The organism is Rhizobium sp. AAP43, from assembly GCF_001296045.1.
GTDB lineage: Bacteria > Pseudomonadota > Alphaproteobacteria > Rhizobiales > Rhizobiaceae > Allorhizobium.
On the sequence record NZ_LJHS01000018.1, the window covers coordinates 50,360 to 75,165 of the forward strand.

The window sequence follows — 24,806 nt, forward strand, 5'->3', positions numbered from 1 at the left end:
GCGTTGGCAAGGCCTGCATCGGGGAGACCTTTTCGCCCATTGCGCCCAATCTGTAAGATCCTTTACTCAGCAGCGCTTTCAGCCTATCAAGCGCGCGTTCATGGCGGGGATTGAAATCCCGCAAATTTCACCACCCGCATTCGTTGGCGGGACTGGATCAGGAGACGTTTATGTCCGCTTCCGTATCTCTCACTTTCCCCGATGGCTCCATTCGCCAGTATGACGCCGGCACGACTGGCGCAGCCGTTGCCGAATCGATCTCCAAGTCGCTGGCCAAGAAGGCTGTTGCGATTGCGCTCGATGGCACGCTGCGCGACCTGTCTGACCCTGTCGTCGATGGCGCAATCGAGATCGTCACCCGCACCGACCCACGCGCCATCGAACTCATTCGCCATGACGCGGCCCATGTCATGGCTGAAGCCGTGCAGGAACTGTGGCCCGGGACCCAGGTCACCATCGGTCCGGTGATCGAGAACGGATTCTACTACGATTTCGCCAAGGACGAACCCTTCACGCCCGACGATCTGCCCAAGATCGAAAAGCGGATGAAGGAGATCATCCAGCGCAACAAGCCCTTCACCAAGGAGATCTGGTCGCGCGACAAGGCGAAGGAAGTCTTTGCCTCCAAGGGCGAGAAGTACAAGGTCGAACTGGTCGATGCCATCCCAGCGGACCAGGATCTCAAGATCTACTACCAGGGCGACTGGTTCGATCTCTGCCGTGGGCCGCATATGGCGTCCACCGGGCAGATCGGCATGGCGTTCAAGCTGATGAAGGTGGCCGGCGCCTATTGGCGCGGTGACAGCAACAATCCCATGCTGACCCGCATCTACGGCACGGCCTTTGCCGAGCAGGAGCAGCTCGACAATTATCTCCATATTCTCGCAGAAGCCGAAAAGCGCGATCACCGCAAGCTTGGCCGCGAAATGGATCTCTTCCATTTCCAGGAAGAGGGCCCAGGCGTCGTCTTCTGGCACGGCAAGGGCTGGCGCATGTTCCAGACCCTGACTTCCTACATGCGCCGTCGTCTCGAAGGCACCTATGAGGAAGTGAATGCACCGCAGGTGCTCGACAAGTCGTTGTGGGAAACCTCCGGCCACTGGGGCTGGTACCAGGAAAACATGTTTGCCGTAAAATCGGCCCATGCCTTCACCCATCCCGACGACAAGGAAGCCGACCAGAAGGTCTTCGCCTTGAAGCCGATGAACTGCCCGGGTCACGTGCAGATTTTCAAGCACGGCTTGAAGTCTTACCGCGAGCTTCCGGTCCGTCTCGCCGAATTCGGCAATGTTCACCGCTATGAGGCCTCTGGTGCGCTTCACGGCCTGATGCGCGTTCGGGGCTTCACCCAGGACGATGCGCACGTCTTCTGCACGGAAGAGCAGATGGCGGCCGAATGCCTGCGCATCAACGAGCTGATTCTGTCTGTCTATGAGGACTTCGGCTTCAACGAGATCGTCGTGAAGCTCTCGACCCGTCCGGAAAAGCGCGTCGGGTCCGACGAGCTCTGGGATCGCGCCGAAAGCGTGATGATGGACGTCCTGAAGCAGATCGAGGAACAGTCCGGCGGACGCATCAAGACCGGCATCCTGCCGGGCGAGGGCGCTTTCTACGGTCCGAAGTTCGAATACACGCTCCGCGATGCCATCGGCCGTGAATGGCAGTGCGGCACGACTCAGGTTGACTTCAACCTGCCGGAACGATTCGGTGCCTTCTACATCGACCAGAACTCGGAAAAGGTTCAGCCGGTCATGATCCACCGCGCCATCTGCGGCTCAATGGAGCGTTTCCTCGGCATCCTGATCGAGAACTTTGCCGGCCACATGCCACTCTGGTTCGCACCGCTGCAGGTCGTGGTCGCCACGATCACGTCGGATGCTGATGATTATGGTCGCGAGGTTGCCGAACAGCTGCGCGATGCGGGCCTGCAGGTTGAGACCGACTTCCGCAACGAGAAGATCAACTACAAGGTCCGCGAGCATTCGGTGACCAAGGTTCCGGTGATCATCGTCTGCGGAAAGCGCGAGGCAGAGGAAAAGACCGTCAACATCCGTCGCCTCGGTTCTCAGGAACAGGTGTCGATGCCGCTTGCCGAAGCGATCGCGGCCCTGTCTGGCGAGGCAACGCCGCCGGACGTCAAGCGAAAGCTTGCACGCAGGCTTGCTTAAGACATACCGTCTGACAGGAACCTCATCGTTCCTGTCAGACGACTGTCATGCAAATTGCATATGACAGTCGGATGAAGAAGGTCGCAGCCGAGGTCTCCCGTGAAGTTCAAGGAACTGTCTTATGCCAACGAGCGTGATCCGCGCCTGAAGCGCTGGTTCATACGGTCGATCGAGGGGCTGTCGGGTCGTGATCGCTTCACCCGGCTTTACGACCTCTGGCGTCACGACATCGTTGGTAAGACCGATCGCGTGTTCGGCAAGATGCTTGACCTGATCGACGTGGACCTGAAGGTTCACGGCACCTGGCCACCCGCTGAGCTGCCGACAGGGCCCGTGGTGATGATCGCCAATCATCCCTTCGGTATTGGCGACGGGATCGCCGTTCTGGCCCTGGCCGAGCAATTGGGGAGGCCGTTCCGCGTTCTGATCAATGACGAATTGCTGAAGGTGCCGGAGATGGCACCGTATTCTCTTCCTGTTTCTTTCGAGGAAACCAAGGAGGCTTTGGCGATCAACATGCGCACCCGCCATGAAGCGCTTCGCCTGCTGCAGGAAGGCGTGACAATCATCGTTTTCCCGGCCGGCGGCGTCGCGACGGCGAAAAAAGGCTTCGGCCGCGCCGAGGATTTGCCCTGGAAGATGTTCCCTGCAAAGCTGGTGCAGTCGGCTAAGGCGGATGTTCTGCCGATCTTCTTCGAGGGGCAGAATGGTCGCCTGTTCCACCTTGCCAGCAAGATCTCGCTGACGCTGCGTATCTCTCTGTTGATTCGCGAATTCCGCCGCCTGTCTGGTTCCACCATGTCGGCACGCGTTGGTGCAACGATACCTTGGACGGAATTGCGCGAAATAGCAGATCGGAAAGATCTTTTGGCTCGTCTCTATTCGGCGGTCTTTGTCATGGCACCGCCGCGCAAGGTTCGTGGATTTCGGGCACGTTGGCAGAAGGCCGCCTGAATAAGTCGTTAGACCAGGGATCTTGGGGCTGGAGTGGGTGGATGTGGATCAGTCGAGCAAGAGCTCGACGTCCTGATTGACGCCGGCGACGACTTCGAAATCCTTCTGAAAGATCTCGTCCTTGTTCCGGGCGATCGCGGTATACTGGCCTTCCGACAAAACCATCACCGGAAAGGCGCTGACACTTTCCGCAACGATATCGCCGCCTGACGTCACGATCGACCAGGCCGTATCGGCAATCGCTTCACCGCCTTCGTCGGAGACGAGTTTGAAAGAGACCTGCGAGGCGCGGTGCTGGATTGTCGCCTCCGTCAGCTCGCCTGCCTCGACCTTGATATCCGCACGGACGACCGCGTTGATTGAGCCATATTCGGAAACGACGTGATAGGTTCCGGCATTGAGGCGAACGATGGTGTTCGGCCTGATGTCAGCCAGCATCAGTCGTCGCTCGCCGTTCTCTGCCATCTCTGAAGAGTAGATGTCGAAGGTCAGCTGCTTGTCGGAGATCTGCGTGTCTGTACCGGATGTCGCGCTGAGCGACAGTCCGCCGGCATTGAGCACCATGACCTGCGTATCGACGTCCTTGTCGACGGCTACGGTCAGCTTTTTCGTGGCGCCGGCGCGCCCAAACGAGACATTGACGAAATAGTCGCCGGGAGCGAGCTGGAAATCGGCCGACCCACCCTCGGCGCTTGCGAGCAGCGGCAGTTTGCCATCGGAGCCGGGAATGGGGCTGAAGACGCGCCACGAGAGGCCTGCATTCATCGGGGGGGCCTTATCCGTCAGCTTGGCCTCGAGCTTGACGCTGCGGGTCTGGGTCATGGCGGCAAGTGCTGCGGGATCCGGAGCCGTGAATGCCTTGATCTTCGGCATCTTGGTTGAGCTATTCAATTGCTTGAATGTCTCAAATGCTTCCTGAGCAAAAGACACGTGTCCTGCCGCAAGCATCGAAACGATCGCGAGCGAAAAAACTGTGGCAATGCGGAGACGCGGCATGCGGAACACGGTGTGTTGACTTCCTTCCCGATGGCGGCAAGTTCAAACCGAAGCAGATGGCAATTTCAAGACCTGCCGCCACGCCATGCTACATCTCGGGTGTTTAAAAATGAAAAATGATATCAAACTGATCGACTATCTCGCAGTCCGCCGCTCCGTGCCGGCTTTCCAGATGTGTGAGCCCGGGCCTGACCGTGCGGAAATCGAGGCGATGCTGACGCTGGCGATTCGCGTTCCAGATCACGGCAAGATCGCGCCCTGGCGCTTCATCGTCTATCGTGGTTCGGAAAGGCAGGTCATCGGTGAAGCGCTGCTGCAAATGGCGCTGACCAAGAATCCGGCGCTTTCGCCGGAAATGGTTGAGGTCGAACGCAACCGCTTTACGCGCGCTCCAGTCGTGATCGCCGTCGTATCCACGGCCGCTCCCCATGCAAAAATCCCGGAATGGGAGCAGGTCATGTCGGCCGGCGCCGTCTGCCTTAATCTGCTCATGGCTGCAAATGCGCATGGCTTCGTGTCGAATTGGCTGACGGAATGGTTCGCTTTCGACGAGAGCGTTTACCCGCTGCTCGGCGTCAATCCGGGCGAAAAGGTTGCCGGATTCATCCACATAGGCTCTACCGAGTTTCCGATCACCGAGCGACCGCGTCCCGTCCTTGAGGATGTGGTCAGTTGGAGAGGTGAGGGCGCTTGATGTTTTATGAGACGGAAGGCAATGCCCACGGCCTGGCCCACGATCCCTTCAAGGCGATCGTGGCGCCGCGACCGATTGGCTGGATTGGCACGCGGGGCGTGGACGGAAGCCGGAATCTCGCGCCTTATTCCTTCTTTAACGCGGTCGGTGACCGGCCGAAGCTTGTCATGTTCTCCTCGAGTGGGCGAAAGGATAGCCTGCGCAACGCTCAGGAGACGGGCGTCTTCACGGCAAATTTCGTCGGCCGACCCTTGCTTGATCCAATGAATGCCTCTTCGATAGCCGCGCCTTACGGAACGGATGAGTTTATCGTTTCAGGGCTGACGCCGCTCGAGGGGCGTGTCGTCTCGGCACCCTATGTTGGCGAGGCCGTGGCCGTGCTCGAATGCCGTGTCACGATGGTGACAACGCTTAAGGATGTCGCCGGACAGGACACCGACAGTCACATGGTGGTCGGACAAGTCATGGGTATCCATATCGACGAGAGCGTCATCCGAGACGGACGTTTCGATCTGGCTCTGGCCGATCCGGTCGCAAGGCTCGGCTATATGGATTATGCGGGCCTGGGCCCACTCTTCCAGCTTAGGCGGCCAAAAGCGCCGGGTGCCGAGTAGAGGGCTCTGTTCCTTCAGAAGAGCCGGGCACGGTCGGAGCGAAAGACACAGTATCGTCCTTCTCTCGCTCCTTTGAGGTTACGGTTAATGAACGTGGTGAACGTTTCTTAAACTCTTTATCGGTAGTCTTCAGCCTACGGAAATACAAGGCTTTCCAGTAAAGAGTAGGTTGGAACTGTGATCGTGGCAGCATTTCTCCGGTGGGTCGAAACCGCAAAGGCGCAGGATCGGGCAAGAGCGGCGACCGCCCTTGCCAAGGCCTATGTCGGCGGGCGGATGCGGCCGGAGGAGCGACAGGCTGCCCAGGTGGGCATGACCTATCTTCTCGATGATGCATCTCCTCAGGTGCGTCTGGCGCTTGCTGAAGCGCTGGCCTCTGAACCATCTGCGCCCCGCGCCATCATGGTGTCACTCGCTGAAGATCAGGCAGAGATCGCGTGCCCCGTTATCCTCTTTTCTCCAGTTTTGACCGACCACGATCTGGTCGATATCGCCGGCCGTGGGACGACCGAAACGCGGGCGCTGATTGCGTCCCGCCAGAGAGTCGGCGCCGCCGTTGCAGCCGCACTTGCCGAGATTGGTGACGCGGCCGAAATCGAAGTGCTTCTCGAGAATCCGGGCGCTGCTTTCACAGGCTTTACCCTTCGCCGCATAGCCGAGCGGCATGGTCGTGATGAGGCGGTGCGCTCGCACCTTCTCGATCGCGATGATCTCTCGGCCGAGGTCCGTCAGATGCTGGTTCAGTATGTCGCGGAAGCGCTTGTCGGATCAGATCTCGTACTGGGCACGATTGGGAGCCGGCGCCTGGACCGGATTTCGCGCGAGGCAAGTGATACCGCCACAATATCACTCCTGGCGGATCTGCACGGCGATGAACTCTCCCGGCTTGTTTCCCATCTCTGCCAGGCGAACCGTTTGACACCGGCATTTCTGATGCACGCGCTTTGTGCAGGACGGACTGACTTTTTCTCGGCTGCCCTGTGTTTCATTTCTGGCATGGAGGAGCGCAGAGTCCGGTCAATCCTGGCGACTGGGCGTTTCCATGCCGTGCGCGCGCTCCTTGAAAGTGCCGGCTTGTCGCGTGAAGTGAGTCCTCTCTTCGTGGATGCGATCATGCAATGGCGCGATGTCTTCCACGCGTCGGCCGTGCTTGAGCTTGACAATATCGCGCATCGGCTGGTCGCCCGTTATCGCAGCGTTCCCGACCTGACCGAGGGCGCCCGCACGTTACTCGATCTCGTCGAACGGTTGGCAATTGCCGAGGAACGTCGGCTGGCACGTGATTATGCCAGCGGCCTTGCACTGGCAGCGGCCTGAGCGGCCTCAGTCGCTGATTTTCTTTGCCACCCAGGAATAGCTGTCCGAGACGACGTGTATCGGTGTCTCGAAGATCATCTTAATGTCGCTGGTTCCGGGCAGAACATTCCGGATCCGGTCGACGGCGCGGGCAGCAAGCGTTCTATGCTTTTCCGTCACCTCCGGGGCTTCGGCGCTCGCGGTCGGCACCGAGGTATTTGGCGAATCGGGTTGCGCATTGGCGGCTGGGCTGGACGGGGGCGCGACAGCCGGGTCAGAGGCAATCTCCGGCGGTGGCTGCTGACACACGGCAACGGCGGTAGGAAAGCCGATATTGCCATAGCGTTCCAGCACGTTTTCCGAGGCTGCGTCGCAGAGTTCGATGGAGACGAACCGTTCCGGCGGCGTGGCGTAGAATTCGCATTGGCTGACTTTGTCGTCACATCCCAGGATCGTGATCATGATCAATGCGGTCTTCATCGCGCCATTCCTTGTATCGTCTCCAAACGCCGGGACGAAAGCGTAGGAATGCAGCCAAAGCAAGACGCAGCCAATGGCGGGCGTGCGATCGCATGCGTGAACGCAGCGATGTCAGGGGAGGGACTGGCGAAAGCAATTTGCCCGAGCCTCAGCCCTTGGATAGATCCATAAAATATGAGATGACCGCACCAGTTTGGGCCGGCGGGCATTCCTCCGGCGAAAAGTCCGGTCATCAAAGTTATGCTTCGTAAGTTTTTTGCTTTCTACCAACCCTATCGTGGTCTTTTTCTTCTCGATTTCGGCTGCGCCGTTCTCTCGGGCGTGCTGGAACTCGCTTTTCCGATTGCCGTGAAGCTCTTTGTCGACGAGTTGCTGCCGACTGGCCAATGGGTTGTGATCGTCGGGGCCTCGGTATTGCTGCTGGTCATCTATGCGATCAATACAGGACTGATGGCTGTGGTGACCTATTGGGGTCATATGCTCGGCATCAATATCGAAACTGACATGCGCCGCATGGCATTCAGCCACTTGCAGAAACTGTCCTTCCGCTACTTCGACAATCAGAAGACCGGTCATCTGGTAGGCCGGCTGACGAAGGATCTGGAGGAAATCGGCGAAGTTGCCCATCACGGGCCCGAAGACCTATTCATCGCGGTCATGACCTTCATTGGTGCCTTCCTGCTCATGCTGTCGGTCAATGTGGACCTTGCTCTGCTTACGGCGCTGATCGTGCCTCTGACCGGTTATGTGACCAGCCGCTATGGCAGCCGGATGACCGACAACTTCCGCCAGCTGTTCGGCCGCGTTGGCGATTTCAACGCGCGGATCGAGGAGAATGTGGGCGGCATTCGTGTGGTCCAGGCTTTCGCAAACGAGGCGCATGAGCGCGTCCTGTTCGAGCAGGACAACCAGAATTATCGACGCACCAAGCTAGATGCCTATCGAATCATGGCGGCCAGCACCTCGCTCTCCTATATGAGCATGCGTTTGGTCCAGATGGTTGTGATGATCGCCGGCGCTTATCTGGTCATTCTTGGCGAATTGACGAATGGCGGCTTTGTCGGCTTCCTGCTGCTGGTCGGTGTCTTTTTCCGCCCGGTGGAGAAGATCAACTCCGTCATCGAGACCTATCCCAAGGGTATTGCTGGTTTTCGCCGTTTCACCGAACTGATGGAAACCGAACCTGATATCGAAGACGCGCCGGGTGCCATAGAGGCTCCAGTGCTGAAGGGCGATATCGCCTTTACCAATCTCAGCTTCGGATACTCGGCCGACCGATCGGTCTTGCAGGGGATCAATCTTAATATCCGCGCAGGTGAGACGATTGCCTTTGTCGGCCCATCGGGGGCTGGCAAGACCACCCTCTGTTCGCTGCTGCCGCGCTTCTACGAGCCGACCCAAGGTGCCATCACAATCGACGGCATCGATATTCGCAACATGAAGCTTGCTTCACTGCGCAGCCAGATCGGCATCGTTCAGCAGGACGTCTTCCTGTTCGGTGGCACCGTGCGGGAAAACATTGCCTATGGCCGGCTGGATGCCAGTGATCGTGACATCCTGGAAGCGGCGCGCCGCGCCCGGCTGGAGGCCGTCATCGACGCGATGCCGAACGGTCTCGACACGATCATCGGTGAGCGTGGCGTCAAACTCTCGGGCGGTCAGAAACAACGTCTGGCTATTGCGCGGATGTTCCTGAAGAACCCGCCGATCCTCATTCTCGATGAGGCGACATCGGCGCTTGATACAGAAACCGAGCAGGCGATCCAGCAGTCATTGTCGGAGCTCGCCGTTGGCCGCACCACACTGGTGATTGCTCACCGGCTGGCAACCATCAGGGATGCGACGCGGATCGTCGTCGTTGACCAGTCCGGCATCGCCGAGACGGGTACGCATGACGAACTCTTGGCAAGGCAAGGTGCCTATGCCCGCCTGCATGCAGCCCAGTTTCGGCTTCAGGCCACCGGGTGACCTCGATACTTAGCGCCCGGGGAGTTTTTCCTTCAGCGGCGCAATCGTGTGCGGGGGCTCTGCGAGCTCCGCCACGGTTTCGGGTTCCTCTGCCAGTTCGACCTCACGTATCCATTCGCGCCAGATCGAGACGAGAAGCGCCATCAACACGGGGCCGATAAAAAGCCCGAGGAATCCCATGGTCTTCACGCCCCCGACAAGGCCAAAGAAGGTTGGCAAGAATGGCAGCTTGATGGGTCCGCCAACCAGACGCGGCCGGACGGTCTTGTCGACGATGAACAGTTCGACCGATCCCCAGATGAAGAGCGCGACGCCCTGCACCAGGGATCCGCTGGCAATGAGGTAGATCGAAACCAGGGTGAAGGACAGAGGCGCCCCTCCTGGAATAAGGGCCATGATGCCAGTCAGAACGCCAAGCGTCACCGGGGAGGGAACGCCCGCCAGCCAGTAGGCGATGCCGAGCACGATACCCTCGGCAATCGCAATCAGCGTCATGCCTGTGACGGTGGAACTGATTGTAGCGGGCACGACGCGCGAAATGCGTTCCCACCGGGTGGGGAGAATGCGTTCGCCGAGCAGGTCAACTTGCCTGGCGAAACTTGCACCGTCGCGAAAGACGAAAAACAAGGCGATCAGCATGAAGATTAGCGTCAGCACGAGATGGAAGATCCCGTCACCGGCAGCAATCACGGCACGATAGATATTGCCGATATTGGCGCCACTGACGATCTGTATCAGCTCACCGATAGACCCAGGCGATCCGATATAGGCGCTCCAGCGTTGCCCTAACCACTCACCGATACCTGGCAGGCCGAGAATCCAGTTTGGTGTCGGCGCTCCGATCCGGTTCGCCTCAACAGCCCAGACGATCCATTGCCGAACTTCGTCGACGGCGTAGCTGATCGCGATACCGATCGGAACGACAAGAAAGCTGATGATCGCGAGGATCGCCAGGGTCGCGGCAATCGTGGTGCTGCCGTTCACGCGCTCGAGCAGTCTGCGGTAGAGTGGCCAGCTTGCGAAGGCAATTACCAGCGAAGCGAGAACCGGCACGAGGAAGCCGTGAAAGAAGTAGATGGCGGCTGCGCCGACGAGAACGAGCAGCCAGCGTGCTGCCGAGATCGGCGTGATCAGCGCCGTCTGGGCCGTGCGGGTGGGGCCCAACCAACGTGGCCCCTGTTTCAGGTTCTGCTCGTCTGATTTGCTCACGTGCATTCAATCCCGGTTTCGGTCCTCCGCATATGGTTTATTCCCATGACAGAGACAAGTCACCGGCTTGTGTGAAAGGAAGTTGAGCGCATAGCCGATCACTTCCAATCCACCCTCTTTGACCTTCAAGCCTCAGAAGTGCCCGTTAATGTCGACGGCGAACCGTTGGGATTGGATCCCTTCACCATTAAAGCTGGTCTTGTAGCGGCCACTCACCGTGGCTGCGCCCTGTTTTGCCACGGTGAACCCCAAGCCAAGTGTCATGGTGTCGCGGTTGCTGGATGACCCGGGGATGACGTAGTCAATTGGCCAGTTGTCGTCCGCATAGGTAACGGTGGACGTGCCGGTTTCGAGGAACTCCTTCGAGAAGTCCAGAGACAATTCAGGGGTCAATGTGGCGTCTTCAATCGCAATGTCATAGCCGACGATGAGGCCAAGTGCGGCGGCAAGGCTATCGCTCTCCATTTCGCCAAATTGAGCATTTTCCCAATCGGCGCCCGTCTCTTCCATATCGTCCAGGATCGAGTGAGAGGCACGGATGCGGGCATAGGACGTAACTTTGAGGTCGCCACTTGCATAGTCGTAGCCGCCGGTCAGCACGCCAAACATTTGGCTGCCTGAGCGGGATGCCTCAGCCTCTTGTCCCGATGGCGTTGTCCGCAGGGACTCGAAGCTGAGAAGGGCCGCACCGACAGAGCCTTCAACGAAGAGACCGCCTCCCGGTTGGTAAACGCCATAGAGCGACGCGCTGGCCGCCTCGTTGACGCTGGATGTTCCGTTCGAGCCAATTGCGGTGCGATCGCGCGCGTAGCCTATGGCAAGGCCGCCGATGATGGTTTCACTTAATCTGTAGTCGATCCCGCCAGTCAGGGAGAGTGTCGCGAAGTCATAGGCACTTTCTCCGTTCACGCTATCGCTGTCGCCGAGATCAATCGAACCGGAGGACCAGATGGCGAGGTTGCCACCCGCAAGCGCGGAGCACGCTGTTTCGACATTGACAGGTGCCTGACCATCGGCACCGTCTGTCATCGTGACAGAGACCGTGTTCTTCAGGCAAGAAATGCCACGAAGAGATCTGAGGTGATCGGAGATGTCCTCGATCTGACTGTCTGCGAGCCGGCTGGCAGCGGCCGCCTGAGCCTGAACCAGCCCGACAAGGTCCGGATCGGCCGATAGGATCGGTCGGGCGGAGACCTGGATCTGCACGCTCGCGGGCGCAGATGTCCCGGATGCGCCAGTCAAAGTGTAACTCGCAACGAAGGTTCCGGTAAAATCGGGATTGGCGGTGAAGCGCAATTTGTATCGCCCGGCAGAAAGAGCGGCTGCAAAGGAGGCGGCCGGGTCGGATGCTGCCGTATCGTCGAGAACGATTACGGCTGTTCCGGCATTGGCTGGAGAAATGGATATAAGGTCCGCTCCCGTAAAGGGGCCGCCGGTTGCACCTTCCGTTAGATCGATCGTGACCGTCCGCCCCGAATTGGTCGGAACGGTAATGGAGGGAGCGACGGGACGGGCTTCGGCGATATCCAGCGTGACCGCTGCCGACATGGCGGCGCCGTAGAGATCGGTCGCCGTGAGCGTCAGCGGAAAACGACCCATGACTTCAGGTGTGCCGGACAGGACACCGCTTGCCCGATCGAAACTCAGGCCATCTGGCAGGTTACCGCCGAGCGCATACTCGTAAGGAGCGGTGCCGCCATCAGCGGAAAAGGCCTGGGTGAACGCCTCTGCCTGGCGCAATGTCAACGTGCCGGTCGGCGAAAGCGCCAGCTGCGGCTTGGCCACCGTGACGGTCACAGTTGCCGGATCCGAGATTCGCGTCGTATTGCTTGCGGTATAGGTGAAGCTGTCGGAGCCGGAATAGCCAGGTGTGGGCGTATAGGTGATCGTCGTGCCGCTGGCTGCGGCCGTCCCGTGGGATGGGGCCGATGCGATGGCCACGCTTTCTGCTGCACCACCAGAAAGTGCGAGCGTAATGGCGTTGTCGGCACTATTGGCGTCGACGGCAGCGCTGACGTCATTGGCAATCGGCGCGGCGATTGCGATGGACATGGTGTAGGAGAGGTGGCCTTTTGCACCATAGGCATCGGTCACGGTCACCCAGAATGCCGTGTCGCCATCGATACTGGGTGTGCCCGAAAGCAAGCCGTTCGATGTCAACGAGAGACCATCTGGCAACGCGCCGGTGGTAATCTCGAAGCTATATGGTGCAGTCCCGTTTGCGGCCGACAGTGCCTGGCTATACCAGACCGCCGCAGTTGCCTGCGGAAGGGTGGACGGCGAGATGGCAAGCGTCGGGGGTGCGACAGTCACCGTAACAGTCGCGGGTGCCGATGGCCCCGTCGTGTTCCTTGCCTGGTAGGTGAAACTATCCTGACCGGAGTATCCTGCAGCGGGTGTGTAGGTAATCGAGGTGCCGCTGACGCTCGTCGTTCCATGAGCGGGACCGCTCGCCACGGAGACGCTTGCAGCGGTTCCTCCGGAAACTGCGAGAGTGATGGGGTTGTTGGCACTGTTGGCGCTGACATTCGCTTCAACATTAGCAACGATCGGGGCAGCTACTATAACCTCGAGGCTATACGCTCTGGCTCCCATTGCTCCATAGGCATCGCGTGCGGTGATCGTGAACTGGGAAATGCCTTCAGCACTGGGGATGCCGGAGAGGGTTCCGTTATTCGATAGCGTCAGCCCGGCTGGGATAGCGCCGGCGGAAACCGAATAGCTGTATGGCGCTGTGCCATAGAGTGCAGACAGATTTTGATTGTAGCCCACTGTCGTCGTACCGTTAGGCAGATTTTCCGGCGCTAAGGACAGGGTTGGTGGTGTGACGGTGACCGTGACGATCGCCGTGTCAGACAGTGTCCCGTTGATTGTCGTGGTGTAAGAAAAGCTGTCGGTGCCAGAGAAACCGGGATAGGGCGTGTACATCAGTCCAGATCCTACCGCCCATGCTGCGCCATGAGAGGGAGTGGACACACTTTTCACGTTGGGCGCCACGAACCAGTCGAGTGCAATGAGATTGTTGCTGCTATTCGCGGCGACTGTTAGCGCGACATCATCGACATTTTGGGCGATACCGATTGTCATCGACTGTTCTTCGAAATAGCCGGTATTGTCTGTCGCGCGTATCGTGAATCTGAAGGTACCAGATGATTGCGGCGTTCCGGAGATAGTGCCAGTCGATGAATTAAGATAGAGATTTGGCGGCAGCATGCCTGACTCGATCGAGTAGAGATACGGAGATGTGCCACCAGATGCCGTGACGCTTTGGCTGTAGACATCACCTGTTTTACCGCTAGGCAGCGATGAGACTGAAAACTCGATATCTGGCTCGACTGTGACGTGGTAGGTGGTATCCGTCGTTATGCCGGAATACTCAATCCTGATCGTAAAAGAGTCAGTGCCCACATAGCCTGCGTGGGGTGCGTATGACATGTCGGTACTGAAGTCGATTCCTAAATCCATCAGGCCATGTTGTGGTCGAGTCATTACGGTCATGCTCCACGAGCTGGTGTTGCTCGGAATGCCGGACGCGAAACGGATCGTTTTATCCCGCTTGGTCGAGAGATTGGCGTCAGCCGCATGGGCGACGAGTGATCCAAGGCACAGGGCCAGACTTGCCAGTGCCAGGAGCCGCATGAAGCGGCCCATTGCAGATTTGAACGTTACCTGATGCATTGGATGCCCCACTCAACTCGCCTGCTGCGACTTTCAGAATCGCCGACATGCAGTCTGACGATGTTCGCTCAGTGCATGCTTCTACAGACGGGGAGAGAGACGGGGCGTCCAAAGCTGGGCGCACCGTCATGGATAAAAGTCCAAATCTGGTCATTTCTTTGCGCGTGATGCGCCAGCAACCACGCATCATGAGCGTCGACCTTCTCGATTGCGCTTATTTCAAGCGGGTCAGATGTCGAGATTGTCCGCGAAAGCAGCGCGTTCCTGGATGAAACGGAAGCGGGCTTCCGGTTTCGTGCCCATCAGGGCATCCACGGCATCGCGGGTGCCCTCGAAATCAACCTCGTCGATACCGACCAGAAGCAGGGTGCGCTTGGCCGGATCCATCGTGGTTTCCTTCAGCTGCGCCGGCATCATTTCACCGAGACCTTTGAAGCGGCCGATTTCGACTTTCTTGCCCTTGAACACGGTTTCCATGAGTTCAGCGCGATGTGCATCGTCGCGGGCATAGACGGTCTTGGCACCCTGACGGATGACATAGAGCGGCGGCACGGCGAGATAGAGATGGTTGCCGCGGATCAGCTCCGGCATTTCCTGATAGAAAAAGGTGATCAGCAGCGATGCAATATGCGCACCGTCGACATCGGCATCTGTCATGACGATGATGCGCTCGTAGCGCAGGTCCTCGTCGCGGTACTTGCTCCGCGTGCCGCAGCCGAGCGCCTGGATGAGGTCAGCGATCTGCTGGTTGGCCATCAGCTTCTCGCGGCTGGCCGAGCCGACATTGAGGATCTTGCCACGCAGCGGCAGGATCGCCTGGTTGGCGCGATTACGCGCCTGTTTGGCCGAGCCACCGGCGGAGTCGCCCTCGACGATGAACAGTTCGGCACCTTCAGCGGTGTTCTGCGCGCAATCGGCAAGTTTGCCCGGCAAGCGCAGCTTGCGCACGGCGGTCTTGCGGTTGACTTCCTTTTCCTTGCGGCGGCGCAGGCGCTCTTCCGCACGCTCGATCACCCAGTCAAGAAGCTTAGCCGCCTCATTCGGATTGTCGGCGAGGTAGTGGTCAAACGGATCGCGCAGCGCGTTTTCGACGAGGCGTTGGGCCTCGACGGTCGCGAGCTTGTCTTTCGTCTGGCCGACGAATTCCGGTTCGCGGATGAATACGGACAGCATGCCAACGGCCGATATCATCACGTCGTCGGTGGTGATTTGCTGGGCGCGCTTGTTCTGCGTCAGTTCGGCATAGTTCTTCAGGCCCTTGGTCAGCGCAATGCGCAGGCCTGCTTCATGCGTGCCGCCTTCGGGCGTCGGAATGGTGTTGCAATAGGAATGCACGGTCGGATCGCCACCATACCAGGTGATCGCCCATTCCATGGCGCCATGGCCACCGGTCTTTTCCGTCTTGCCGGAGAAGATTTCGCGGGTCACGGTGAATTCCTTGCCGAGCGTCGCCGCAAGATAATCCTTCAAGCCGCCAGGGAAGTGGAAGACCGCCTTTTCCGGAATGTCCCCACCTTCCGGCACCATGCCTGGATCGCACGACCAGCGGATCTCGACGCCGCCGAAGAGGTAAGCCTTGGACCTTGCCATCCGGAAAATCCGGCCTGGGTCGAACTTGGCATGATCGCCGAAGATCTGCGGATCCGGATGGAAGCGGACGCGGGTACCACGCCGATTGTGCACTTCGCCCAGTTCCTCAAGGCCACCTTGCGGCACGCCCCGGGAGAATGTCTGGCGATAGAGCTTGCGATTACGAGCCACTTCCACTTCGAGCAGATCCGACAGCGCGTTGACGACGGATACGCCGACACCATGAAGACCGCCCGAGGTCTCGTAGGCCTTGCCATCGAACTTGCCGCCGGCATGCAGCTTGGTCATGATCACTTCAAGCGTCGACTTGCCGGGCACCTGCGGATGCAACTCGACCGGGATGCCGCGACCATTGTCGGTGACTGTCAGGTAACCTTGTGCATCGAGATGAACGTCGATGAAGTTGGCATGGCCCGCCACCGCTTCGTCCATCGAGTTATCGATGACTTCCGCAAACAGGTGGTGCAGCGCCTTTTCGTCCGTGCCGCCAATATACATGCCGGGACGCATGCGCACTGGCTCGAGCCCCTCGAGAACGCGGATCGAGGACGCGCCATAATCGTCGCCACTGGATGTCGTGCCAGCGGGACCCGGAGCAGGTGGAGCAGTGACAACTTGCTTTGCTGCCGAGGCCGCTGCCGCGGGTTTTGCCGAAGCCGATGGTTCGGGCTCGACCTTTTGCGCCTGAGGCATAGAGGAAAAGAGATCGCTATCGTCCATGGCGTCGTTCGATACTTTGCTGTTGCGGGCGGCGTTTCGGTATCGCCTTCGCGAATCGCCCGAGCCAGACCTCGCTTTCACGAATCGTCATGACTGTGCCAGAAAGGCGGGGCGGGTGCGAAGGGCCGGACGGCCGGCGCTCAATGAAATCAAGCCAGCTTTGCGTTCGGCATTCCCGGAACGCAAGGCGAAGGCCCAGAGGAAACCGGTCTTCCATGCAGATGTCCACAATTCATTTCCGCGCTGCGGTGATTTGCTGTGTTCTCCTTCCGTTTCTGTTTCCCGTCATGGCTGCGGCGGAAGTCCTGAAGCCCTACAAAGATGATCTCTTTTCCGATCAAGCCATCTTGGAAAGCCGTGATGATGGCGACTTCACCCGGATCGATTACCAGGAGATGCGCGACATCAATGGTCGCGACAGCATTCCTGAGCGCAGGGTCAAGGATCGTTACGTCTCGCTGAAGGTCCGCCGCCAACAGGACAACCAGACGCTCGATCTGTCTTCGGGTCCGCTTGATGTTGCCCGTGTGGGGCATGATTCAGGGCAGGCCTTCACCATAATATTCATCCACGGCAGAGGCGGGGATCGCCGCCTGGGTATGAATGATGTGACGTTCGGTGGAAACTTTAACCGTCTGAAAAACCTCGCGGTCGAGAATGGCGGGACCTACTATGCGCCCTCGATCGCAGCGTTTGATGTCAGCGGCGTTGCTGCGACCGCTGCACTGATTGACTATGCCGCGCGCAACTCCGGTGGCCGCCCTGTCGTGCTAGCCTGCGCATCGATGGGCAGCTTTATCTGCTGGGGCATCAGTCGGGATGCGGCGACTGTGGCAAAGCTGTCCGGCATGGCCGTGCTCGGCGGCGCCCCCGATCCTGATCTCCCGAAGAGCGCAGCAGCAAAGGCGCGGTTGCCGATCTGGTTCACCCACGGGAGTAATGACAGCGTCTATAAGTCCGATGATGTAACGGCACTCTATAGTCGCCTTCGAAAGGGCGGGAATCCGGTCCGCTTGACCGTCTACGAAACCGGTTCACATGGCACCCCTGTTCGGATGACCGACTGGCGGCAGGTTTTGAGCTGGCTGCTAACAGCGCGATGAAATTAAGTGTCGCATAAAATTCACGCATTTCGCTGAATACGGTGCCAATTTGATTGGCAAACCTTCCCATCCGGCCCCGGATTTGCTACCTCCGCAATGAGTAGGTAGGGGTTTTTGGACGATATGACACCAGATGTACGTCCGCTTGTCGCGGGCAATTGGAAGATGAACGGCACGCGTGCCTCCCTCGATCAGATCAAGGCGATCGCCGAGGGTGTGCAAGGGCCATTGGCAGACAAGGTCGACAGCCTGCTTTGCCCGCCGGCCACGCTGCTTTATGTGGCGACGGCGCTCTGCACCGACAGCCCGCTTGAGATCGGCGCGCAGGATTGCCACCAGAACGCCTCGGGTGCGCATACCGGGGATGTGTCTGCTGAAATGGTCGCGGATTGCTTCGGCACCTCCGTCATCGTCGGGCACTCCGAGCGTCGCACCGATCACGCCGAAACGGACCATCTCGTCCGCGCCAAGGCAGAGGCTGCATTTGCTGCCGACCTGACCGCCATCATCTGCATCGGCGAGACCGCCGACGAGCGCAAATCCGGCCAGACGCTCGATATCCTGAAGCGGCAATTGGCCGGCTCTGTGCCGGATGGTGCAGTCGCAGAGCGCACTGTAATTGCCTATGAGCCCGTCTGGGCGATCGGTACCGGTGTCACGCCGACCACTGCGGATGTCGCAGAGGCTCATGCTTTCCTGCGTGGTGAGTTGGTCAAGCGTTTCGGCGATGAAGGCCGCAAGATGCGGATCCTCTACGGTGGCTCCGTCAAGCCTTCCAATGCGAAGGAATTGATGGGCGTGGAGAACGTCGACGGAGCGCTTGTCGGCGGAGCGAGCTTGAAGGCCGAGGATTTCCTCGCCATATATCGCGCCTACACCGACCTCACGGCTTGACGCCAAAGGGACGACCAATGGTTTGAAATGCGGGGAAGGGGCTTTCAATGCCCGTTCCTCTCATGTAAAGAGCCGCCAACCCTCTTGATTTTGCCCTTTGCGGGCAGGATGGACATCCCATGCAGACCGTATTGCTTGTTATCTATCTCATGGTCGTCGTCGCCCTGATCGGCGTCGTGCTGATCCAGCGTTCTGAAGGCGGCGGCCTCGGCATCGGCGGTGGCTCCGGCTTCATGTCGGCGCGCGGCACGGCCAATGCCCTGACGCGTACGACAGCCATTCTGGCGGCGCTGTTCTTCGTCATCTCGCTCGCGCTTGGCATTATGGCGCGTCATGAATCGCGTCCGACCGACATTCTCGACCGTATTCCGGCCGGTAATGGCACGACGCAGCCTGGCGGTGGCAGCGTGCTTGATCAGCTTCCGGGCGCTGCCCCTGCGCAGCCGACCACGGGTGCTGCGCCTGCAACGCCGGCTCCGGCGGCCCCTGCGGTCGACCCGAACGCTGTTCCGAACAACTGATCGGGACGACCCTCATCATTCCGGCGGGCTCCAGGGTCCGCCGGTTTTCTTTTGTCTGAATTCTGCCTGCCGCATAAAAATGCGGGACAAACGCGATTGGGGCTGGCGGAATCTCATCTTAAACGGTATCCGGTGAAGCCCATGGCGCGATATGTATTCATCACTGGCGGCGTGGTTTCCTCTCTTGGTAAAGGAATTGCGGCCGCGGCACTCGGAGCATTGTTGCAGGCTCGCGGTTACCGCGTGCGTCTGCGCAAGCTGGACCCTTATCTCAACGTTGACCCGGGCACCATGAGCCCGACTCAGCATGGCGAAGTCTTCGTCACCGACGACGGCGCCGAGACCGACCTCGACCTCGGTCACTATGAACGCTTCACGGGGCGGTCGGCCACCAAGACTGACAACATCACCACCGGTCGCATCTACAAAAACATCATCGACAAGGAACGTCGCGGCGACTATCTCGGCGCGACCGTTCAGGTAATTCCGCACGTCACGAACGAGATCAAGGATTTCGTTATCGAAGGCAATGACGAGTATGATTTCGTCATCTGCGAAATCGGCGGTACCGTCGGCGACATCGAAGCCATGCCCTTCATGGAAGCGATCCGCCAGCTCGGCAACGACTTGCCGCGCGGCACGGCCGTATATGTCCACCTGACGCTGATGCCCTATATCCCGGCGGCGGGCGAGCTGAAGACCAAGCCGACCCAGCATTCGGTCAAGGAACTTCAGGCGCTCGGTATTCATCCCGACATCCTGCTCGTTCGCGCCGATCGCGAGATTCCGCAGGCAGAGCGCCGCAAGCTCTCGCTGTTCTGCAACGTGCGTGAAAGCGCCGTGATTCAGGCCCTCGACGTCGCTAACATCTATGATGTGCCGATGGCCTACCACAAGGAAGGCCTCGACAACGAAGTCCTCGCGGCCTTCGGCATCGAGCCGGCTCCCAAGCCGCGCCTCGACGCCTGGGAGGAAGTCTGCAACCGCATCCACACGCCGGAGGGCGAGGTCACGATTGCGATCGTGGGCAAGTATACGGGCCTCAAGGATGCCTATAAGTCCCTGATCGAGGCTCTCTATCACGGTGGCATCGCCAACCGCGTCAAGGTCAAGCTCGAATGGATCGAGTCGGAAATCTTCGAAAAGGAAGATCCGGCCCCGTGGCTCGAAAAGGTCAACGGCATCCTGGTGCCGGGCGGCTTCGGCGAGCGCGGTTCGGAAGGCAAGATCCTGGCGGCCCAGTTCGCCCGTGAACGCAAGGTGCCGTATTTCGGCATCTGCTTCGGCATGCAGATGGCCGTTGTCGAAGCAGCCCGTCACCTCGCTGGCATTGAAAACGCTTCGTCCACCGAATTTGGTCGCACCGAAGAACCGGTGGTTGGCCTGATGACGGAGTGGATGAAGGGCAACGAACTCGAAAAGCGTTCGGCTGTCGGCGATCTCGGCGGCACCATGCGCCTCGGCGCTTACAAGGCTTCGCTCAAGAAGGGCACCAAGATTGCCGAGATCTATGGATCCTCGGACATTTCCGAGCGCCATCGTCACCGCTACGAAGTGAATGTCGACTACAAGGACCGCCTGGAATCCTGCGGTCTGGTGTTCTCGGGCATGTCGCCGGATGGTCTTCTGCCGGAAACGGTCGAATACCCGGATCATCCGTGGTTTATCGGCGTTCAGTACCACCCGGAACTGAAGTCGCGCCCGCTTGATCCGCATCCTTTGTTTGCGAGCTTCATCGGTGCAGCATTGGATCGCAGCCGACTCGTCTGAGGTCGGAAATCCAGTAAGCCTTTGGGAAACCCGGCCTTTGTGCCGGGTTTTTCGTTGTGCAATCCAGCTCCAGGTAAGTCGCGTCCTGCAATCTCAAGTGGTGATCCGGGAGTTTGCTATGCGAATCGGCGACAACACCATCTATTCGACGACCTATAACACCCCATCCAGACAAAGCTCGGCGGAGGCCGCGCCCAGCACCACCACCACCGCGACGGCATCTGGAAAATCTATCGGCGTGGAAGCGGATGTCTCGGCAAAGACATTGACCAGCAGCCTCTGGCTTCTCCAGACAAATGTCTATTACTCGAAAGATGCCGAGAAGGCGGCTGTTGCCAAGGATGATTTGGCTTCGGAATTCAGCGACATGGCAACCAAAAGCCTCGCCGAGCGTCTGCGGGAACAGTACCTCGAAAGCCGCGGACTGACCGAAGAAGATGTAGCAGCCCTTCCGGACGAGGAACGAAAAACTGTCGAGGATGACATCCAGCAGTTCATCAAACGCCAAATGGGTTTCGATGAAGATACCGCAGCGGAAGACACAGCCGCGATTGCGTCGTAAGAGCCGTCAGAACGACGATGGACGCAGTTTCAGGATGGAGCAAGTTGCACCGGCTTCGAGTGCCGGCGCATGCGGTGGGCGGATGATGAGGCAGTCAGACTGCGCGAAGATATTCATCATCGAGGAGTCCTGCTTGCCGAAACTCTGTACGAGCAGATCTCCAGCCGTGTCTTTCGATAGTCTGGCACGGAGATAGTCCTGTCTGCGGTCATTGGCGGCAAGGGGGGCGGCAAGGCGGGCTATGGCCATGCGGTCTGGCAGCGGGCGGTGTCCCATCGTCGCCAGAAGCGGTTCCAGAAACAACAGGCCGCAGACCATGCTCGATACCGGGTTGCCGGGCAGTCCCAGAACATGCATGTCGCCAAGTTTGCCGACCATCAGCGGCTTGCCGGGTCGCATGGCGATCTTCCAGAAATCGAGAACCATGCCGGCGGCTAGCAAAGTCGATTGAACGAGATCATGGTCACCAACCGACGCACCGCCCAGGGTGACCACCACATCTGCCTTGGCGGCCTCTGCCTTTGCGATTGCGCCTGCAATTACCACTCGGTCATCACCGACAATGCCGAGATCGATGATTTCTGCGCCGAGCGCGCGCGCCATAGCCGCGATGCCGAACGTGTTCGAGCCAATGATCTGATGCGCGCCGGGCCGGTCTCCGGGGGATACGAGTTCGTCGCCGGTGGCGATGATGGCGACGCGAGGTTTACGATAGACGGGCAAGGCCGCGTGGTTCATCGCGGCTGCCAGCGTGATGCGTGTGAAGTCGACGAGCGTGCCCGCCGTCAGGGTGGTGTCACCCTCGCGAAAATCCTGGCCGCGTGGACGGATATGACGTCCCATTGTCACCGGAAATGTCGTCCGGATCTGGCCACCTTCAAGCTTCTCGGCATCCTCCTGCAGCAGCACCGAATCGGCACCTTGCGGGACCGGGGCGCCGGTGAAGATCCGCACCGCCTCTCCGCGTTGCACCGTACCCGCAAAACCACGGCCGGCAGCCGATTCGCCGATCACGCGCAGAACGGCGCCGGGTTCCGTCGCCTCGTCTGCCTTCAGCGCATAGCCGTCCATGGCCGAGGCGTCGAAAGGTGGTTGTGTGAGCCTGGAAGCCACATCGGCGGACAGCACCCGGCCGTCGCAATCATGCAGGGAGAGGTATTCCGTCTCGGTGATGGGTCGGATGGCCGACTGCAAGCGTGCCTGCGCCTCCTCGACGGCAATCAGTGACATCAGCCAGCCTCCGGGTGGCGGAACGGACCGGATTTGCCGCCCGTTTTTTCCAGAACCCGAATGCCGCCAATCTCCATGGTTTTGTCGACAGCCTTCGCCATGTCATAGATCGTCAGGCAGGCAACGGAAACGGCCGTCAACGCCTCCATCTCGACACCGGTCTTGCCCGTTAGCTTGACGGTCGCTTCGACCCGAAGGCCGGGCAGGGTCTCGTCTTCGGTAATGTCGACGGACACCTTTGACAGCATCAGCGGATGGCACAGGGGAATAAGATTGGCCGTTTGTTTGGCTGCCATGATGCCGGACAGCCTTGCCGTCCCGATCACATCGCCCTTCTTGGCATTGCCCTCCCTGATCGTCTCAAGCGTCTCCATGGCCATGCGAACATGACCTTCTGCAAGTGCAATGCGAACGGTGTCGATCTTGTCGCCCACATCGACCATATGCGCCTCGCCTGAGACGCCGATATGGGTCAGGCCGGAGCGATCCTCGGTCATTCGGCTGCCAAGGCGCCGCTTGCACCGTTCAACAGCAGTCGGGTCGCCGACGCGACGTCGTCCTTGCGCATCAGGCTTTCACCGACGAGGAAGGTGCTTATGCCGGTTGCCTGCAAACGAAGGCAATCGTCGTGGGTGAAGATCCCGCTCTCTCCGACCAGAAGGCGCTCTTCGGGCACCATTGGCGCCAGCTCTTCGCTGACCGTCAGGCTAACCTCAAAAGTCCGCAGATTGCGATTGTTGATGCCGACCAGCGGAGACGTGAGCCGCAGAGCCCGCTCCATTTCCTCGGCATCATGCACTTCGACCAAGACATCCATGCCGAGCGCGTGCGCTTCGGCTTCCAGTTCAGCGGCTTGATCGTCGGAGAGTGACGCCATGATCAACAAGATGCAATCGGCTCCCCAGGCACGTGCCTCGTGGACCTGATAGGTCTCGAACATGAAATCCTTGCGCAGCGCCGGAAGTGCGCAGGCATCGCGTGCCGCGACCAAAAACTCCGGTGCACCCTGGAAACTCGGTGTATCCGTCAGCACCGAGAGGCAGGCGGCACCGCCGGCCTCATAGGCAGCCGCCAGCGACGCCGGATCGAAATCGGGACGGATCAAACCCTTGGAAGGGCTCGCCTTCTTGATTTCGGCGATCAGGCCGAAACGGCCTTCTGCCCGTGCCGCCATAAGCGCCTTGTAGAAACCACGAGGCGCCGCTTGCGCTTCGATGGCCGCTTTCAGGCTGTCCAGCGGCCGCGCAACCTTGGCAGCTGCGATTTCTTCACGCTTGTAGATCTCGATCTGTTTCAAAATGTCGGTCATGGCCAAGCTTAGCTCGTAACAGCGGAATTGGAAATGGCGACCAGCTTGGCAAGCGCTGCTGCCGCACCACCACCATCGAGCGACTGGCTGGCAAGATGCATACCCTCGGTCACGTCGGCAGCCTTGCCGGCAACGATCAGGGAGGCAGCCGCATTGCAAAGCGCCACGTCGCGATAGGCTGTCTTCGCACCTGACAGAACATCCTGGAGAGCGGCCGCATTGACGGCGCCATCACCGCCACGGATCGCATCGAGTGAAACGGTGGCAACACCAAAATCATCCGGGGTCAGTTCGAAGTTGCGGATTTCACCATCGCGCAGTTCCGCCACCATGCTTGGACCCGTCGTCGTGATCTCGTCCAGCCCGCTGCCATGCACCACCCAGGCGCTGGTCAATCCAATATCCCGTAGCGCTTCCGCGCCGGGGCCCACCCATTCCGGTGAATAGACGCCGAACAGCTGCTTCTTAACCCGCGCCGGGCTCGACAGCGGTCCGACGATATTGAAGATCGTGCGTGTCCCGAGTTCGACCCGTGCGCCGCCGACGTGGCGCATCGCGGGATGATGGAGCTGGGCGAACATGAAGCCGATACCGGCCTCGCGAATGCAGCGTGAAATCGTCTCCGGGTCGATGTCGAGCTTCACGCCGAGTTGCGACAGCGCATCGGCCGTGCCCGATTTAGAGCTGAGCGCCCGGTTGCCATGCTTGGCAACTGGCACGCCGGCACCCGCAACGATCAGCGCTGCAAGTGTCGAGATATTGTAGGTGTTCGTGCCGTCGCCGCCCGTACCGACGATGTCGATGGCATCGTCAGGTGCGTCTACGGTGATCATCTTCTGGCGCATGATCGCGACCGCACCGGCGATCTCGTCAACGGTCTCCCCGCGGACGCGCAGGCCCATCAGGAAGGCGCCGATTTGCGCCATGCTGGCCTCGCCCGACATCAGGATCTCGAACGCGTCACTCGCCTCCTGTCGTGTCAGCGGATACCGCGTCGCGATCCTGGCAAGGAAGGGTTTTAAACCGGACATGGACACACTCCCCCTTGCG

General features: G+C 59.5%; 20 protein-coding genes. 11 read left to right on the plus strand and 9 right to left on the minus strand.

All coding sequences use genetic code 11. The annotated features are described in order from the left end of the window. The first annotated feature begins 170 nt into the window (after positions 1-170). Positions 171-2,168, plus strand: coding sequence for a threonine--tRNA ligase (thrS, locus tag IP76_RS11635; protein WP_054158384.1), 1,998 nt, complete (start codon positions 171-173; stop codon positions 2,166-2,168). Positions 2,169-2,267: 99 nt separating this feature from the next. Further along, a complete protein-coding gene (locus IP76_RS11640; RefSeq protein ID WP_054158385.1) occupies positions 2,268-3,122 on the plus strand; it encodes a lysophospholipid acyltransferase family protein in 855 nt (284 codons plus the stop codon). A 48-nt stretch (positions 3,123-3,170) separates the two neighbouring features. Here IP76_RS11640 and IP76_RS11645 read toward each other — a convergent pair whose 3' ends face one another. Beyond that, positions 3,171-4,070, minus strand: coding sequence for a hypothetical protein (locus tag IP76_RS11645; protein ID WP_054158517.1), 900 nt, complete (start codon positions 4,068-4,070; stop codon positions 3,171-3,173). A 157-nt stretch (positions 4,071-4,227) separates the two neighbouring features. Between IP76_RS11645 and IP76_RS11650 the strand changes: the two genes are divergently transcribed. The 3 genes from IP76_RS11650 (at position 4,228) to IP76_RS11660 (ending at position 6,743) form a co-directional block, all read left to right on the plus strand. Further along, positions 4,228-4,812 (plus strand): nitroreductase, encoded by a 585-nt coding sequence (locus IP76_RS11650; RefSeq protein WP_054158386.1) that lies wholly within the window; start codon positions 4,228-4,230, stop codon positions 4,810-4,812. Next, positions 4,812-5,426, plus strand: coding sequence for a flavin reductase family protein (locus IP76_RS11655; RefSeq protein WP_054158387.1), 615 nt, complete (start codon positions 4,812-4,814; stop codon positions 5,424-5,426). The genes IP76_RS11650 and IP76_RS11655 overlap by 1 nt, the downstream gene beginning before the upstream one ends. A gap of 177 nt (positions 5,427-5,603) precedes the next feature. Further along, complete coding sequence (locus tag IP76_RS11660) at positions 5,604-6,743, plus strand: DUF2336 domain-containing protein (RefSeq protein WP_054158388.1); 1,140 nt, start codon at positions 5,604-5,606, stop codon at positions 6,741-6,743. A gap of 6 nt (positions 6,744-6,749) precedes the next feature. Here IP76_RS11660 and IP76_RS11665 read toward each other — a convergent pair whose 3' ends face one another. After that, positions 6,750-7,202 (minus strand): hypothetical protein, encoded by a 453-nt coding sequence (locus IP76_RS11665; protein ID WP_054158389.1) that lies wholly within the window; start codon positions 7,200-7,202, stop codon positions 6,750-6,752. Between the two features lie 240 nt (positions 7,203-7,442). On the opposite strand from IP76_RS11665, the gene IP76_RS11670 reads away from it, so the two are divergent. Beyond that, a complete protein-coding gene (locus IP76_RS11670; protein ID WP_054158390.1) occupies positions 7,443-9,170 on the plus strand; it encodes an ABC transporter ATP-binding protein in 1,728 nt (575 codons plus the stop codon). Between the two features lie 9 nt (positions 9,171-9,179). Here the strand turns inward: IP76_RS11670 and IP76_RS11675 are convergent, their stop codons facing one another. The 3 genes from IP76_RS11675 to parE all read right to left on the minus strand — a co-directional run bounded on the left by IP76_RS11675 (position 9,180) and on the right by parE (position 16,367). After that, positions 9,180-10,379 carry an AI-2E family transporter gene (locus IP76_RS11675; RefSeq protein WP_245281445.1) on the minus strand — a complete coding sequence of 400 codons (1,200 nt, stop codon included), beginning with the start codon at positions 10,377-10,379 and terminating at the stop codon, positions 9,180-9,182. A gap of 132 nt (positions 10,380-10,511) precedes the next feature. Then, positions 10,512-14,057, minus strand: coding sequence for a putative Ig domain-containing protein (locus IP76_RS11680; protein WP_082352505.1), 3,546 nt, complete (start codon positions 14,055-14,057; stop codon positions 10,512-10,514). A gap of 228 nt (positions 14,058-14,285) precedes the next feature. After that, positions 14,286-16,367, minus strand: a complete 2,082-nt coding sequence (parE, locus tag IP76_RS11685) for a DNA topoisomerase IV subunit B (RefSeq protein WP_054158393.1) — start codon at positions 16,365-16,367, stop codon at positions 14,286-14,288. 215 nt (positions 16,368-16,582) lie between these two features. Between parE and IP76_RS11690 the strand changes: the two genes are divergently transcribed. The 5 genes from IP76_RS11690 (at position 16,583) to IP76_RS11710 (ending at position 21,217) form a co-directional block, all read left to right on the plus strand. After that, complete coding sequence (locus IP76_RS11690; RefSeq protein WP_156318552.1) at positions 16,583-17,470, plus strand: dienelactone hydrolase family protein; 888 nt, start codon at positions 16,583-16,585, stop codon at positions 17,468-17,470. Positions 17,471-17,593: 123 nt separating this feature from the next. Further along, entirely contained in the window at positions 17,594-18,364 is a 771-nt protein-coding gene (tpiA, locus tag IP76_RS11695) for a triose-phosphate isomerase (RefSeq protein ID WP_054158394.1), read from the plus strand. 119 nt (positions 18,365-18,483) lie between these two features. Beyond that, on the plus strand, positions 18,484-18,885 hold the full coding sequence (secG, locus tag IP76_RS11700; protein ID WP_054158395.1) for a preprotein translocase subunit SecG: 402 nt from the start codon (positions 18,484-18,486) through the stop codon (positions 18,883-18,885). 132 nt (positions 18,886-19,017) lie between these two features. Beyond that, positions 19,018-20,655, plus strand: coding sequence for a CTP synthase (locus IP76_RS11705; protein ID WP_082352506.1), 1,638 nt, complete (start codon positions 19,018-19,020; stop codon positions 20,653-20,655). Next, entirely contained in the window at positions 20,624-21,217 is a 594-nt protein-coding gene (locus tag IP76_RS11710) for a hypothetical protein (protein WP_156318553.1), read from the plus strand. Before IP76_RS11705 ends, IP76_RS11710 begins: the two co-directional genes overlap by 32 nt. Positions 21,218-21,223: 6 nt before the next feature. Here IP76_RS11710 and glp read toward each other — a convergent pair whose 3' ends face one another. Genes glp through trpD form a run of 4 tightly spaced genes read right to left on the minus strand, consistent with a single transcriptional unit; the run spans position 21,224 to position 24,787 of the window. Further along, a complete protein-coding gene (glp, locus tag IP76_RS11715) occupies positions 21,224-22,447 on the minus strand; it encodes a gephyrin-like molybdotransferase Glp (RefSeq protein WP_054158398.1) in 1,224 nt (407 codons plus the stop codon). Continuing rightward, the gene (moaC, locus tag IP76_RS11720) at positions 22,447-22,944 is read right to left on the minus strand and encodes a cyclic pyranopterin monophosphate synthase MoaC (protein ID WP_054158399.1); all 498 of its coding nucleotides are present in this window, start codon (positions 22,942-22,944) and stop codon (positions 22,447-22,449) included. The genes glp and moaC overlap by 1 nt, the downstream gene beginning before the upstream one ends. Continuing rightward, the gene (gene trpC / locus IP76_RS11725; protein WP_054158519.1) at positions 22,941-23,756 is read right to left on the minus strand and encodes an indole-3-glycerol phosphate synthase TrpC; all 816 of its coding nucleotides are present in this window, start codon (positions 23,754-23,756) and stop codon (positions 22,941-22,943) included. The genes moaC and trpC overlap by 4 nt, the downstream gene beginning before the upstream one ends. An 8-nt stretch (positions 23,757-23,764) precedes the next feature. Next, positions 23,765-24,787 carry an anthranilate phosphoribosyltransferase gene (gene trpD, locus IP76_RS11730; RefSeq protein ID WP_054158400.1) on the minus strand — a complete coding sequence of 341 codons (1,023 nt, stop codon included), beginning with the start codon at positions 24,785-24,787 and terminating at the stop codon, positions 23,765-23,767. Between the last annotated feature and the right edge of the window lie 19 nt (positions 24,788-24,806).